The sequence below is a fragment of the Serratia bockelmannii genome (assembly GCF_008011855.1).
Lineage (GTDB): Bacteria > Pseudomonadota > Gammaproteobacteria > Enterobacterales > Enterobacteriaceae > Serratia > Serratia bockelmannii.
Map to the genome: position 1 here is coordinate 42,029 of NZ_VOUX01000024.1, position 14,473 is coordinate 56,501.

Genomic DNA, 14,473 nt, shown 5'->3' on the forward strand with positions numbered 1-14,473 from the left:
TGGCAGTCGCTTTTTTAGAGGGATTGAGCTTTTGCTGTATTCCCTTATGGCTCTTTAGCCTGGACTGCACCCGACACCAATGGCAGGGAGGTGCCGATAAGATGCTATCAGATGCAGTCCAGGCTGAAGAAAACTTGTACGAGGAACCGAAAAGCTAGTTGGCGGACTGGCTGTTCTACATGAACCGTACTAAAGTATGCGAAGAAGTGTATTGGCAAATTTTAATTGTGTAAATACTTTTATATGCGATCTGAAATGCTGTAAAAGCGTGTGCAAACAGAGCAAAAACTCTGTTTAACTCAACTTTTTGAACCATTGATCTGGAAATGATCCTTTTTTCAGATCATTAGATCGATATGGCATTTAAAACAGAATAATTAACTATCCTAACTATTTTAACGAGTGGTGGTTTTTTGCTCTGATTTTGGGTGGTTTTCATCTTATGCCGCCTGTATTTGGGTGTAATCCTATTGACTATGCTTTTTGCTTCATTTTTTTGGTGGTTGTTTGCACAACTTTGGGCAAGGGATCTGTCTGCCAGGTATACTTAGCCATCAAAATTTGAGCTGTGGGCCCAAAAAATGATCTTCAGAGATCCTTTTGTTGCACCAGAGAAAAAATAGAGTAGTATTTGCGGATGTTTATGCTGTTTTCAGGGGCATAATTGCCTGAACAGACAAGCTTATATATCCAATGTGTAGCTGAGGCTTCAGGTTGGGAAGGATCGAGCATATCCGAAATGCTCAGGGAAGAGGGTTTATCGAAACCCTGAATGCAAAAACCCCCCGAAATCTGTCATCAACTTGGCGGAAGAGTCAGATATCAGGGGGTCAAAAGCAGGCGCTGGCCTGTGAGAGATTATAACTCATGCAATTTAGAAAACAACACCTGTCCGCCATAAGTTCGGGACAGGGTGGCTGAACAGTCGAACAACCAATTTACTCATTATCGGCAGGTCAAGAACCCGAATCCGGAATTTACACCGCGTGAAGGGAAGAATACGCTGCCGTTCTGTCGCAAGCTGATGGCTAAAGCCGAAGGCTTCACATCCCGTTTTGATTTCTCTATGCACGTTGCCTTTGCGCGATCGCTTGGTAAGCGCCGCCGTATGCCTCCGCTTCTTCGCCGGCGGGCGATTGATGCGCTGTTGCAGGGGATGTGTTTCCACTATGATCCATTAGCTAATCGTGTACAGCGATCTATCACAAATTTGGCCATCGAATGTGGATTAGCCACGGAGTCCCATAAGGGCAACTTGTCTATCACTCGGGCGACACGAGCCTTGTTCTTCATGTCCGAACTCGGGCTGATTACATATCATACGGAATATGATCCGCAGATAGGTTGTAACATCCCGACCGATATTACTTTCACACCGGCGCTGTTTTCTGCTCTAGACGTTTCCGACGTAGCTGTTGTAGCTGCACGGCGTAGTCGTGTGGAATGGGAAAATAAGCAGCGTGAAAAACAGCACCTGTCACGCCTTGGAATGGACGAATTGATCGCAAAAGCCTGGCGGTTCGTGCGCGAACGCTTCCGCAGCTATCAGTCCGAACGTAAGGCACACGGACTCCGTCGCGCTCGAGCTCGCCGCGATGCCGAGCGCACTCGCCGCGATATTGAAACCATAGTGAAGCGACAGCTGACGCGTGAGATCGCTGAAGGGCGTTTCATTGGCAACCAGGCTGCAGTCTTCACTGAGGTGAAGCGACGAGTTAAAGAGCGCATGCTCATGTCTAGGGGAAACTACACCCGCCTGGTACCTGATCCCACCTGAACCACCTTTTTATGATCCGGTTGACGCCGGAGGACCCGTCACGCCTATCATACACAGCTGTTGAAAATTTGCACAAAACGACTTCTCGTGGTCGTGTTATTCACCGCTAGGTAGGCGTGAAAATATAGAAAAACCTATCACCGACAATCAACTGATGTAATCAGAACAGTTATACACATATAACTGCAAGGGAAAGTTCCACAAAGCTACAATCGATAGATCCATAGAGTGCGAAACGTGTATGTTTTAAGGTGCGTGGTTCCTTTTAAAGAACTAATGAATTCTTCTTTTAAAGACCTTTCTTTTCTTCATATAAAAATAAAACCTATTCATCGTCTGCCCTGTGGACAGACTCAAAAAATGTCCGCCCTTGCAGCGGGCATAGCCCGCGCCGGTTCGGTATCGAGTACCTCCCATTGCTACGCAACGGGCCCCATTAAGAAACATAAGTTAAAGCCGCTACGTAGCTGTTATAGCGATAAGAACAAGATACACGCCCGTAACCAGCCCTAACGGGCTGCTAACGCGGAGATACGCTCCAGCTGCGGCATAGCCTTGCTGGACCCACTCCGACGGCGTACAGAAGCTCCTGAAGCGCTGTAAGCTCGCTCGGTCTAGCAGGGCGAGGGGAGGATTGAGGCTCTATGAAAATATCGAACCGGCTTCGCCGGGCTACCGGCGACCCTAACCTGTCGCTGATATCTGTTTAGCCCATCTGTCGCCTACCTGTTACCCTCTTAATCTGATCGATAAGTGATCAATCAAATTTAGAGCTTGCTCAAAGTCAGGGTATGTTGGCGATTGATTCAAGGGGTTTGGGGTGCTATCAGGATAAATCTTAAGTATATTAGGAATTTAGCAACTAACTTAACCAGACAGGCATTTATGGCGACGTTGTTCATCGATCTACTTATCAAACCGCGCAAAAGATTTCGAGTTAAAACAACGTCTCAGGATGAGTTGACGCAGCAACTGGTGTTGTATGTGCAACGTCATTATCTGCGAGTGCCTGGCTGGGAGCTCTATAAGTATGGGCGTAGCTGGGGGTGTTTATGCCAGGTCGTGCCGCTTCCGTTCTTAGACTGGTTATCTTCGAACGAGAACTGCGCAAAGGCTAAAGAGATCGCTGAGACTTGCCGGCCGTTCGTAGAAGGTGCACGCAATACTGCCGTTCCGCCGATCGCTGTATATATTCCTTTAAGCTGGTTATGCATCATAATTCCGCCCCTGGAGCTCATGCTTCGAGAACATTGGCAAACTCAACTCAGAACAACGCGGACGGCGCCAGATGTTGATAGCGATACATCCTTCAAACCGTCTGATTACTACCTGTTATGCGAAGGACGGGCAATTCCTGACGTTTGGCAGCGGCATTTTGAATTATGTATGAAAAGAGGTATGCCGTTCATCGTTTTATGGCATTTTCCTCCTAAGCAGGCCAGATTTGCCTCACGCTACGACATTCTTTTTTCTTGGGAAACCTTAGTTAAAAACCATGGCCATGTATTTGATAACCCCGATTTTCCTGATATCACTACGATCGTGACTAAACGTATTATGCAGTTATTGAGGGAGCGACGACATGAAGAAGGCTTTGGCCGGGTATCTTTGCAGAATGTACTTGGAGAAGGGCAAATAAACATTTTAAAGTTAAGTTTTGAAGCTGCTGAACAGCTCACTCTTGAGCTGGTGAGATTGATCCAAGTGTTGATTAACGAAGCAGAAGTAAGTTTGCAGAATAACTTGTTAGGTTAACAAAATAGATATCAATCAGTATGTTGGTTTTCCTTTCTAAGGAAAAGCCGCTTATGCGGATTTTTTATTTGGTCGTCAAATAAGATCTTAGCATGAAGGCAGACCAGACAGATTCAGGTATGGGAAACACCTAAAGTAGGTTCTTGAAGTAGTGCTATCAGGGTATGGGAAATAGCACATGTTCTTAAAGGCCATAGTATGTGGGAAACGGCTAAAGTAGATGGGCTGGTTCAGGGGTTTTGGTTACGATCGTGAAAATAAGTTTGCCATCACCAGATTCAGACATCGTGGCCATCAAAGGGGTTTCTTTGCTGATCTTTTCCAGTGCAGGCTTGATAAATGTGCGTTTCATCTCGGCGAAGTTATCGCGCTGTGACTGTGGGAGCTGATAACGTTCGGCTAGCCAATCCGCGGTGGTGATCCAGATCCCGGACTTTCGATACTGGCATAGGCTTTCGTACAAGCGGATTGCCCTCACACTGTTGATTCGGCCGCAATCATAAAGGTTGTAGGTCGTGAATTGACTGCTTAGGTCCAGCAAATACGGCATTACCTTGTTGTTAAATTCTATGTTCCATGAACCCCTTCCTCGCTTCAAGCCTGCCTCAGCAAGCCAGGGGCGTTTACGTTCTTCATATTCACCATCCGATGGGAAAAAGGTAACAGAGCTATTGGAAAGCGCGTCAATACCTTTCCTAACATCAGTGCTTGCAGTCGCCTGGCTAACCTTAAACAGGCGCTGATAATCAGCGACCCTGACAGTGAACGTGCCTGGATGCTCGTCTTGTCTGTAAGTTTCCATGAGGCACAACCACAGGACTCGCTTAGCCTGTAATGACAGATAATAGGCAGCTTCCGTTAGCTCGTTTGATTGAGCAATGGCAGGTCTGTTGGTTTTCACAATCCCTTTATTTTCAGTCATATGTTGTTCTATGGGTGGTTTGGATTTACCCCATAGTTACATTCGTTTTATAGCATGGTCAAGGCAAACTTTTGGTGATTCCCATACCTGAATTAACTTTAGCTATCCCCCATAGAAACTTTAGCTGTTTCCCATTCCAACTTAAGCTTTTACCCACAATAACTTTGGCTGTTTCCCATACCTGCTTTATCCGTTTCCCATATTGACAGCCCTGAGAGGCAGGCGTGACAAGGCTTTAGAGCATGTCTAAAAAGCATTTAAAATCTTTAAAAATCAAAAAAATCTTTAAAAAACATTACTGTGGATATGTTGATATCTAAACTATGGGAAATACCAAAAGTTTCCTTCATGGAACTGCAGTAGCACCCACCGGGTAACCGGTGGGCCCCAAATCACTGCCTCAACAGCTCAGATCCTGCCTCAGAAACCCATGGTAGCTCTTTGTCTGTAAGCCAAGTGTCGCAACGGCTCGTTGCGATCTAGGCTCCTGTGGTGCGTCCAGCTTCGAAAAAAGACTGGTCTTAGCAGGATCGGGGGGGGGAGGATCCTTTAAGATCCTCTATGGTTGCTATTTGATGAAAGGATTTCCTTTCGATTGGAGATACATCTGACCAAAAACATGTGATGCATAATCGTTGAGATGGCCAACATCCCTATACACGCTCACTCCATTAACTTCTGTAGCACATCCAGTCTCTGAACATTGAACGTCTTTTATGTCAATAATCACTAGAGATGGATGTGATTTTTTTAATTCTTCAAATTTTTCATCAAACCATGAAGGAGAAGGCTTAGTATTGCGAAGTGAGTTGCATTCACCATTTTCAAAATCATTTCTTCCTATCAGTTTCCTTTTCAAACAAAACTCATAGCCGTCTGGTCTATTAAATATTTCTTTCATTATCACCGGAGTGGAGCCTGCTTTTTCGATGATTGTAAGCGCTTCATTAATAGCAGAGCTTAATCTCTCTTTTGAAAGTTCTAAGGTACGGGTATCTCCTTGATTATTTATAATCTTATCGCTGACATACATTGGCCATAGCTCACCAATAATAACATAGTCATATTTATTATTTTCTATTTGTTCATAATATTGCTTAGTGTTTTCATGACAAGTTTCATAAACTGTATTAGAAAAGTGCCACCAATCAAACTGATAGAGACCTGGCAACGTTAAACAACTTGCTGTGCTTTTTGCAGTAATTGCTAAATTAGCATCTTTTGCTAAAGTCTCTAAGAACATCCAGTAGTGATTAGAGTTTGAATCTCCAATGAAGAATGCAGTCTTTTTTGGGGATTCAACTCCGAACGTACAGTGTTCGTTTGAATATTTTCCTTCGATTTCATCTGTAAGACAATCTGAACGATGTCCCGACATTTTTTTGTACTTTAATTCAAGGTTTGTTGCTGTGTTAAATGAACTTCCAAATCGCCATGGGAAGTAATTTTGATTTTTTGCAACAGAATATAGAACAATGCTTAATAATAATGGCGTTACAATTAATAAAAGTATTGATGCTTTTAGGTTTTTATTGCATTTCCGCAGGGGCATCTCTATATAACTATAAGAAACACACGCAAGGAGTAATGATGATGTAAGTAATGAAATAAGCAGAAGTGAGTCGTTAAACACATCCATATAATGCAACAATGCCAGGCAAGGCCAGTGCCATAGGTAAAGAGAATATGAGCGTTTACCAATGGCTACGAGAGAATTTGATGCAAGCAACCTCGATGCATAGGATCTGGATGATTCACCAGAGAGGATTATAGCGCCAGTTGCTAATGCAACCACAAGGGTATACCCATTTGGGTAGCCAGATATTAATTCTGGAGACATTGAAAGAGTAATAATTAGAGATAGTGATACGATACCAACAATATTGGATAGCTTATGTTCTATCCTAAATGAGGTAAATGCGATGCAACTGCCAATTTGCAATTCGAAGCAACGCGAGAAAAAATCATAGTATCTCACTTTACTAGTTGTATAGGATAGGTATAAAGAAACAATAAGAAAAACGGCTGTAATCACATAGTTTGCTAAAGCGACTTTGTCTTTTTGATAAGACTTTAGTGTAAAATACAGAATTACAGGGAATGTCAAATACCATTGCCACTCAATAGAGAGAGACCATGTATGAAGCAACAATAAGTAGCTGGAGTCTTCTGAAGCATAACTAGTTGTTACACCAGAAAAATACTGGTTTGATGTGAAGTACAGAACATTTTTTACGCTGTGCAGGAACGTGTTGTAATCGGCTGGAAGGTAAAAAATGCTACCGATAATTATAGAAATGAAAACGATGAGTAGCAGCGATGGTTGTAGTCGCCAAATTCTACGAGTATAAAAATCACTTAAATTAAATTTTTGGTCATTAGTTCCGTCTAAAATTATTTTGGATATCAAATATCCCGATATGACGAAAAATACATCAACACCGATGAATCCTGCAGGGAATTGGCTTAGTCCCGCATGAAAAAAAATGACTAAAGCGACAGCTATAGCTCGTAAGCCGTCAATATCACTACGGTACTTCATTTTTAACCTCAAAGTTGTTTTTTTCGTTTATATTATAATTTAATTCCGAGGTCAGATAAATATACAAGTTTACATTTTAAATTATTTTGGCAATCGGTATATCGCTTAATCGTGTGGTGTAGGAGGGAGAGAGTAATTCGCGGCGCATCTTCCAGGTTTTACTTATCCCTTGGCCGGCAAACCAGACTTTCCCCAGCCCGGAGTGATTTATGCCATCGACGGCTTTCATCAATTGTTCGCTACCGGCGCGCGGTGGATGTTCGTCGAAGAGATCGATCTGGCCGGGTTTGTCACAGAAATCGTTAAGCATGATGCCCGCTTTTTGATAGCGAAAACCGTCACGCCAGATCGCATCGAGGGCTTTCACAGCCGCCGCAACAATGTCGCGGGTGTCTTGCGTGGCCAACATGAGCTGGACGCTGTGGCTGTTGGCATAATAAGGCTCATGAGGTGCAAATGGGCTGGTTCGTGCAAACACTGAAATGTGCCGGCAGTATTGCCTCTCTCGGCGGAGTTTCTCGGCGGCCCGCTCGGCGTATTGGCACACCGCCTGGCGCATGTCCTGCAGCTGCGTGACGCGCTGGCCAAATGACCGGCTGACGATGATCTGCTGCTTTGCCGGCAGCGCATCGATCGAGATACACGGCACACCGTTTAGTTCACGCACGGTGCGCTCGAGCACAACCCCGAACGTCCTGCGTATCAACGCCTGGTTGCTGTCGGCAAGCTGCAGTGCAGTCGTGATCCCCATCGCAGCCAGCTTTTTGGTCAACTGGCGCCCACATCCCCACACTTCGCTGACCGGCACCAGCGCCATCAACCGTCGTTGCCGATCGCGGTTTGTCAGATCAACCACACCGCCGGTAGCCGGCCAGGTTTTTGCGGCGTGATTAGCCAGCTTTGCAAGGGTCATCGACTGCGCAATTCCAATGCCACAGCTGAGGCCTGTCTGCTGTAGAACGGTATTACGCACACGGTGGCCGTAGTCTTCGAATGACTCTGTGGCATCGATGCCGGCAACGTGAAGAAATGCCTCGTCGATGCTATAGATCGTCATCGCCGGCGCGAGGGATTCTAAAATCGTCATGCAGCGTGCCGACATGTCGCCGTACAAGGCATAATTGCTTGAAAAGACAGTTACGTTTTGATTTTTAATGATTTCTCTGGCCTGAAAAAACGGCATGCCACGTTTCAGGCCGAGCTTTTTTCCCTCGCGGTTGATTGCCACCAGGGCGCCGTCGTTGTTCGAAAGAACAGCCACTGGACGCCCTTTAAGATCCGGACGGAAAACCTGTTCGCAGGCGCAGTACATCGAATTGACGTCAGCCAAGAGAAACATGGTCACCTCACGAACGAGTGCAGGGCATGGATCACTACCCCGAAAATTTCCAGCGTTTCGGGATAAATAGGACTGTAGGCGGGATTCATCGGCGCCAGGCAAACCTTGGGCGTAAGCAGCAGCCGCTTGACGGTAAACTCACCGTCGACCGCGGCGATCACGATGCTGCCATGCACGGGTTTTTCAGCCCGATCTACGATCAGCAAATCTCCTGACAGTATGCCGCCATCGCTCATTGACTCACCCGTTGCGCGGATGAAATACGTGGCGGCCGGGTGTCTAATAAAATCATTTAAATCAATGGATTGCTCTATGTAATCGTCGGCAGGGCTGGGGAAACCTGCCGGGCATGGTGTCCCGTATAGCGGGAGTTTGACCGGTTGACCTGGTGAAAAAAAGTACAATTCTCTGGCATTCATAATAGTAATAATTTATCTGTATATATATACAGTAAATCATAAACGAAACGTGCGCACACGCAAGCCTGAAACCGGGTCTCGTAGCGCGATCCGACGTAATATAATAATTTTCTGAGTGATTTTTTTCTGCAGCTTTTGGCGTTCCTCATGTGTGCTTGCACACATGATATCCACCAAAACTGTGGATAACGCGCAGTTCAGACCGTTGGTGTATCAATGGCCAGGATGAGTGAGGGATTGTCATTGCGAACGGCGCCCACAGCCGGCGAGACCGGTTGCCAGCTGAAATCCTCCGCTTGCAGGCTGTACACGTCAGCATGCATATGGCCAGAGGGCGGAACTAAGCTGGTATCGAGCCAGTCGCGCGCGGCAGCGGGTGGCAGCACCAGAGGACGTCGATCATGAATATCCGCCAGGCCGGCATGACTGGCGGCCGTGATAATGATAAAGCTGCCGCTGCCGTCGCTGGCTGCTACGTACAGCGCCGCAAAGAACAACGGCTGGCAAACGGCGCCACGGATAAAATAGGGCTGCTTCAGCCGTGGATTCTCCGTCGACTTTTTCCATTCGTACCAGCCCGATGCCGGCACCAGCGCGCGGCCATGCTTCCAGAGCGGGGCGAACATCCGGCTGTGCTCCGCGGTTTCAACGCGGGCATTGATGAGCGGTGGTTTTCCCTGTTCACGCCACCATTCCGGTGCATAGCCCCAGTTGACCAGCGTCAGCTGCAGCTGGTCATCGTGGTGATGAAACACCGACACTGGCGTGCCGGGGGCGACGTTATACCGTGCATGCCAGTCGCCGGCGGTGCTAACCGGCGTATCAAGCGCCAGGGCGGTGAGAAATTCGTCTCGGCAATGGAATTGTGCAAAACGGCCGCACATTGCGCCTCCTGACTTAAATAAACTAAGTGTAGAAAATTATTATAAACCTTGCACAATATATATAAATTCAACTCGATTATTATGATAGTATTATAAATACTGTATTTTATGGGTTTGGTTTTTATTCCATGATTAGAAATTTATTTTTCATCTCTATTTTCTTTGTCTTTGTGGCGTTCCTTGCGTCCATTGGTGGCTATTGGATGGTTTCGGGACTGGCTTTTATTAATTTATTTATTTGCTTGATTTTTATATTTATATTCTATGTGGTAAGGTTTTATAGATATAGAGGGGTGAGATGAAGAAACTATGAGTGATGATCCGGGAAGAAGTAAATTTGTCGATCTGCCGGCAGATGCCAGACCTTCTTTCTGGCGCAGCATAGCTGGCAGGGTATACGAAGGGATTATGCATTCTCTGGGACGGCCTGCCCGCCTGGAGAATGCGATTGCTTCCGGGCAGCTTATTCCCTGTCCGCTCATCGCCCCTGTCGACACGTTCTGGACACGGTCTGTGGTTTACTGGCAGGACTGGATGTCTTCACCTTTGCCATCATTCCATTCTAGCCCTTGGACGATCGACTACCGCAAACTGGGCTACCAGCGCGAACTCGAAAGTCATTCACTTGCTGTTCCCGAGCTTCAGCAGCTGATTAGCAAAGAAGATGTCCCTCATTTTACATGCGACATCACGGATATCCGGGGAATGTCGGCATCGAAATCTATGGAGCATGATATCCGGGACATTGATGAATTTCCCATCCTAAGATGCCGTGAACTGGCTGAACCCGTGACTAAAGAGTACTTGTGGAAAAATATGAGTCACAGGGAATTACGGCTCGACCGGATGCGATTTGCTGAATATCTGTGGGCAGAGCGGAGGCTCTACTGGCTGAACGAAGGTGGCTCACACCATTTTGGCGCTGCACGCTATCAGGCATGCCGCCTGGGCATTGCGGTTCCACTTACCGGCAGACTCTGTCGCTACAGTGTTAACGCGAGGATGGCCTCCGCTTTACGTCAGCAATGGCACCTGTTTGCTATTCCGGCAGACGAACTCTTCTGCAGCTTTTTAGATGCCATGAATGCTTTTGAATGCCCATTTGGTAATTCAGATTTGCCGCGTCACATGCATGATGCGGACAAATCAGGTATAGCTCTCAAACTCGTCTGGCTTGATCGTAGCCACCCCAGAGCCAATGCTGTTGCTGATGTACTTTCCGCCGCGGGTTTCCCTGATTTCGGTAAACAGTTGAAGCTGCTGGCGACCCAGACGGCTGAAACAATATCCCGAGAAGTAAATTAAACCTGTTCCTGGTCTTACCTCCCTGTTCATCCTTTGAACATTGATAACTTTTCTACCATTGGCTATGTTACGAACATATTTAGCCAAGGAAACGGGTATGGATACTGTTGAAGAGTTAGGTGGCACCTATTTTTACGCTGGAATGGAGCGCCTTGGCGCTGGTGAGCTGTTCTTCTGGGTTTTTGTGGATAAAACCATGCAGCAGCTGGGCGTCGGTGATGTGGGGGCTGTAGCGGCCATCGTCTCAGGCATGGCTATTTTACCGACCAGGCAGAAACCTGCCGGAGCCAAAAAGGGAACATCACTCGCCAGTGTGGCTTCACGAAAGGTCTTTGGGAACGCTAAATTCCCGTATGGAATTCAGCTACCAACATTTATCGGTAATCCCGTGGAAGGCATTAGGCGAAAGATGATCTCGAACATCGGCACCTTCGTTGGCCGGACAGTACCGGTCGTCGGCTGGCTCATTCTCGCCTATGATGTCTCACGGATCGGCGTCGAAAGCGTTGTAGCCTATAACAAAATCGCCCGTGCTGAGGATCGCTTATGGTAATCGAGACGCTTGAAGAGCAGGTAATCGCCCTCGTCAGAAAGCATTATGGTACGGTCATCACTGGCTGTTCACCCGAGATAACACCAGGTTCTGATATTGATGCTGACATTGGCATGGATTGGGCTGACGCAGAAGGGCTGATGGAGGATTTTTTTGAAAAGTTCTCAGTCGATAAGGCCAGCTTCAATATCAAAACCTATTACCCCGATCCGCCGATGGGGACATTACTCAAAAATTTGTTTAGGCGTGAAAAGGAGCTCCCCGAAGTACCCCAATTTACCGTCAATATGCTTATCGAGTCCGCCAAGGCTGGGCGTTGGTTGTACTGACGCCAGCTATGCAGTGTTCAGTCAGGGATATACCAGGCGTATCAATCGTCGGCATGTCGGACACTGAGCAGCAAGAAATTTATTATGCCGTATTTCATTTGTGGGCATACGACCTGCTGGGCACCATCCAGTGGCGTGGCGTGGCCTACCACTCGCGTGTCGCAGCTGCAGGCAGGTGACCTCAACTGGTTAAATAATGCTCTTAACGTACAAAATTTTCCGATCTCCAAACTGACCCCTATGTTGAAAAGGCCGCTGAGAAAAATTCTCCCGCAGCGGCCTCTTTAGCATAACGTCATTATGCGAACCATATTATATTATTTTTATTTTTGGAAGAACTTCCTCCATGACTTTGACGGCTTTTCCATCCTTGATTACATGGCTATTCCAACTACTTGATTGTGCCATCGCATCATCGTATATTCCTTGTGATATAGCTAGTAAGTCCGTATTTACCCATGAGAATAGACCTTCATCAACAAACTTTTTTGATATTAACTCATAGTGGCTGTTCTTTTTTAATGCAACATATAATGGGTATTTTTTTTCAATATTTTCAGCCAAACTGTCAAATGAAATTATTGAGAAGTCGCTTCGTTGCTGGCCTCTTATTAATGCTGTTTTCTGTGTGTTATTCTCATATTCTGATCTACGTCCATGCACTAAAACATACTTGAAGTTAAAAGGATTTTTACCCATGTGAGCAGGTTCAATGAAGCCTTGTAATATATTATTTTTGAAGTGACTTCTATTGGATTCTTCATCAAACCAAGCCCTCCATGTATTCATTTGCTGCAAGGCAAGATTAAAGTCAGCATGGAAAGTTGTGGAGTTATTCTTGAAATATTTTGAAGATGGCTTTTCTATCTCAACTAAAATTACATTCCAGTTGTCAGAGCTTTTAGAAAGATACACAAAGTCTGGTTTATAATCACTCGATAACGGTAATTTTCTGAATACCGTACAGAAATGAATTCCATGATTCTGTTCAAACTCTCTAGGAATAAACATTGTATTTTCTTCAAGATAGGTTTGATAAACTTGTTCTTTTTCATTTTTATTTAGCAAGTCAATATACTCTTGCTTTTTTTTGTTTATTTCTTGACCTGTAATGTACATGAGATTTCCGTTTTTTAAATTTAGGATTGTGTATAGTAACTATTTTTAACTCATTCTAATCTATAAAAACTCAATGTTACTTGTAATCTAGCTGTTACGAGTATGCCGCGAAGCGGTTCGATGGCCTACATCAGTTAGTATTATTCTTGATGCCTCCTATTAGGTGAGCGAGGTTATCCGATATCTCTTTAGTCATGACTGTAATTCCAGTTTTAACCTCGTTGAAGCTGTTTGTTTTTTATAAGTATTTCGCGATGAATCTGTGCTTTTTTGCGCTCGATTTGTAACGATAGCTGATGAATAGTATTTGGTAGTTCTTTTGTTAGGAATGCATGATTATTTTCTTCAAATTCTCCTGATTCGGATAATTCAGAGTGTATGAGTTCAAGCATCTTGATGATATCAATTTGATGTTCTACTATAAATCTACGATAAGCTGTTTTCCCTACTTCTCTAACGAACAGATCTAGAAACTTACGGCCGTTACGAAATTCTTCAATGAAAAACTTTTCAATGATAAATGCAACCACAGGAACCATCAATGCCTTTATACGGGCAACTTCTTGCACTACATTTCTTTTAACCCCTTGAGTGACGTTGTGAAACCTTGATGCCATACAAGTAATGGGATTCAAAACCCTGACTTTATCATGAGCTGTATATTGAAATTTCTCCATGGGTAAATGAAAAACTTCTGTATTGATAATAAGTTTTCTGCCGTTAAAATCAGAGGGAGTAAGATATGAAGCGCTCGACAGGACATCCACAATGTTGGGTTCTTCAATGTGACGGTCATCGAAAATTTCTTTATTGACAAACTTTTTATGAAAATATGTTTTAATTTTCCCGTCTTTTATGTTTTTTAACGGCAGGATTGCCAGTGAAGGTGGTGAGCCATCATTATAATTTACGGGTACATCTAATACTGATGATATTACTGAAATGTCGATATTCCGTGCTGTCACATCAATATCATTGGAAGTAATATAATCAATAGGGGGATGTTCGGAGTAAATATCCTTGTACCATACCACCCAGTAGTGCACAGCCTGACCGCCTACGGTCACGATTGGCGACGTGAATTTATCACCATGCTTCATTAGTTCAGCGTTAAGGATATAGAGTTGGTCCAACGGACTCATATGTTCTGACATAAAAAAACCACCTTAAAAAAGATGGCTTATTATCACGTAATCATATGATTAGGCAAACGAGAATTTTTTCTGCAGCTTTGCAGTAGACTTCAGCTGACCAAAGTCAGATTTTGGTGAAAATGGTTGAGGCTCACGTTCACCTGCTTCGATCATGTGAAGCCTTTTTTCATAGAGCTCATGCTGTAACTGTTTAATGCTTCTCGCTGAAAGGTTTGCCATCGCAATCACCTGAAGTTAGTCTTTCAAAACCTACTTAATGTACGAATTATGCGCGTTTTTACGAAGGTCGTCAAACTTTCCTAAAGGAGAGCCTATCTGCAAAGCGGTGGCTTCATGCTATTGCTTTGCATAGAGTGTTTCTGCCAAGGGCTCGAT

At 44.9% G+C, this 14,473-nt stretch carries 13 protein-coding genes; 5 read left to right on the forward strand and 8 right to left on the reverse strand.

All coding sequences use genetic code 11. From position 1 onward, the window contains the following. The first annotated feature begins 913 nt into the window (after window positions 1-913). Both repA and FOT55_RS12745 read left to right on the forward strand, forming a co-directional pair. Window positions 914-1,777: an incFII family plasmid replication initiator RepA gene (gene repA, locus FOT55_RS12740; RefSeq protein ID WP_128884999.1), complete on the forward strand. Its 864-nt coding sequence runs from the start codon at window positions 914-916 to the stop codon at window positions 1,775-1,777. A gap of 885 nt (window positions 1,778-2,662) precedes the next feature. Further along, a complete protein-coding gene (locus tag FOT55_RS12745; protein ID WP_128885000.1) occupies window positions 2,663-3,532 on the forward strand; it encodes a hypothetical protein in 870 nt (289 codons plus the stop codon). Window positions 3,533-3,743: 211 nt separating this feature from the next. Here FOT55_RS12745 and FOT55_RS12750 read toward each other — a convergent pair whose 3' ends face one another. From FOT55_RS12750 to FOT55_RS12770, 5 genes are all read right to left on the reverse strand, one after another. After that, window positions 3,744-4,454 (reverse strand): replication initiation protein, encoded by a 711-nt coding sequence (locus FOT55_RS12750; RefSeq protein ID WP_128885001.1) that lies wholly within the window; start codon window positions 4,452-4,454, stop codon window positions 3,744-3,746. A 568-nt stretch (window positions 4,455-5,022) separates the two neighbouring features. After that, on the reverse strand, window positions 5,023-6,996 hold the full coding sequence (locus tag FOT55_RS12755; protein ID WP_128885002.1) for an acyltransferase family protein: 1,974 nt from the start codon (window positions 6,994-6,996) through the stop codon (window positions 5,023-5,025). Between the two features lie 76 nt (window positions 6,997-7,072). After that, window positions 7,073-8,335, reverse strand: coding sequence for a translesion error-prone DNA polymerase V subunit UmuC (gene umuC / locus FOT55_RS12760; protein WP_128885003.1), 1,263 nt, complete (start codon window positions 8,333-8,335; stop codon window positions 7,073-7,075). 2 nt (window positions 8,336-8,337) lie between these two features. Then, the gene (gene umuD, locus FOT55_RS12765) at window positions 8,338-8,754 is read right to left on the reverse strand and encodes a translesion error-prone DNA polymerase V autoproteolytic subunit (protein ID WP_128885004.1); all 417 of its coding nucleotides are present in this window, start codon (window positions 8,752-8,754) and stop codon (window positions 8,338-8,340) included. Between the two features lie 197 nt (window positions 8,755-8,951). Next, the gene (locus tag FOT55_RS12770) at window positions 8,952-9,638 is read right to left on the reverse strand and encodes an SOS response-associated peptidase family protein (RefSeq protein ID WP_128885005.1); all 687 of its coding nucleotides are present in this window, start codon (window positions 9,636-9,638) and stop codon (window positions 8,952-8,954) included. A gap of 309 nt (window positions 9,639-9,947) precedes the next feature. On the opposite strand from FOT55_RS12770, the gene FOT55_RS12775 reads away from it, so the two are divergent. From FOT55_RS12775 to FOT55_RS12785, 3 genes are all read left to right on the forward strand, one after another. Next, complete coding sequence (locus tag FOT55_RS12775; protein WP_128885006.1) at window positions 9,948-10,943, forward strand: DUF6685 family protein; 996 nt, start codon at window positions 9,948-9,950, stop codon at window positions 10,941-10,943. Between the two features lie 97 nt (window positions 10,944-11,040). Continuing rightward, window positions 11,041-11,496 carry an STM2901 family protein gene (locus FOT55_RS12780; protein ID WP_128885007.1) on the forward strand — a complete coding sequence of 152 codons (456 nt, stop codon included), beginning with the start codon at window positions 11,041-11,043 and terminating at the stop codon, window positions 11,494-11,496. Further along, on the forward strand, window positions 11,490-11,825 hold the full coding sequence (locus tag FOT55_RS12785) for a DUF1493 family protein (protein WP_128885008.1): 336 nt from the start codon (window positions 11,490-11,492) through the stop codon (window positions 11,823-11,825). Before FOT55_RS12780 ends, FOT55_RS12785 begins: the two co-directional genes overlap by 7 nt. A 312-nt stretch (window positions 11,826-12,137) precedes the next feature. Here FOT55_RS12785 and FOT55_RS12790 read toward each other — a convergent pair whose 3' ends face one another. The 3 genes from FOT55_RS12790 to FOT55_RS25435 form a co-directional block, all read right to left on the reverse strand. Beyond that, window positions 12,138-12,944: a Shedu immune nuclease family protein gene (locus FOT55_RS12790; protein ID WP_128885009.1), complete on the reverse strand. Its 807-nt coding sequence runs from the start codon at window positions 12,942-12,944 to the stop codon at window positions 12,138-12,140. Between the two features lie 212 nt (window positions 12,945-13,156). Beyond that, window positions 13,157-14,098: a hypothetical protein gene (locus FOT55_RS12795; protein WP_147823524.1), complete on the reverse strand. Its 942-nt coding sequence runs from the start codon at window positions 14,096-14,098 to the stop codon at window positions 13,157-13,159. A gap of 48 nt (window positions 14,099-14,146) precedes the next feature. Continuing rightward, window positions 14,147-14,317, reverse strand: a complete 171-nt coding sequence (locus tag FOT55_RS25435; protein WP_161568993.1) for a hypothetical protein — start codon at window positions 14,315-14,317, stop codon at window positions 14,147-14,149. Window positions 14,318-14,473: the final 156 nt, after the last annotated feature.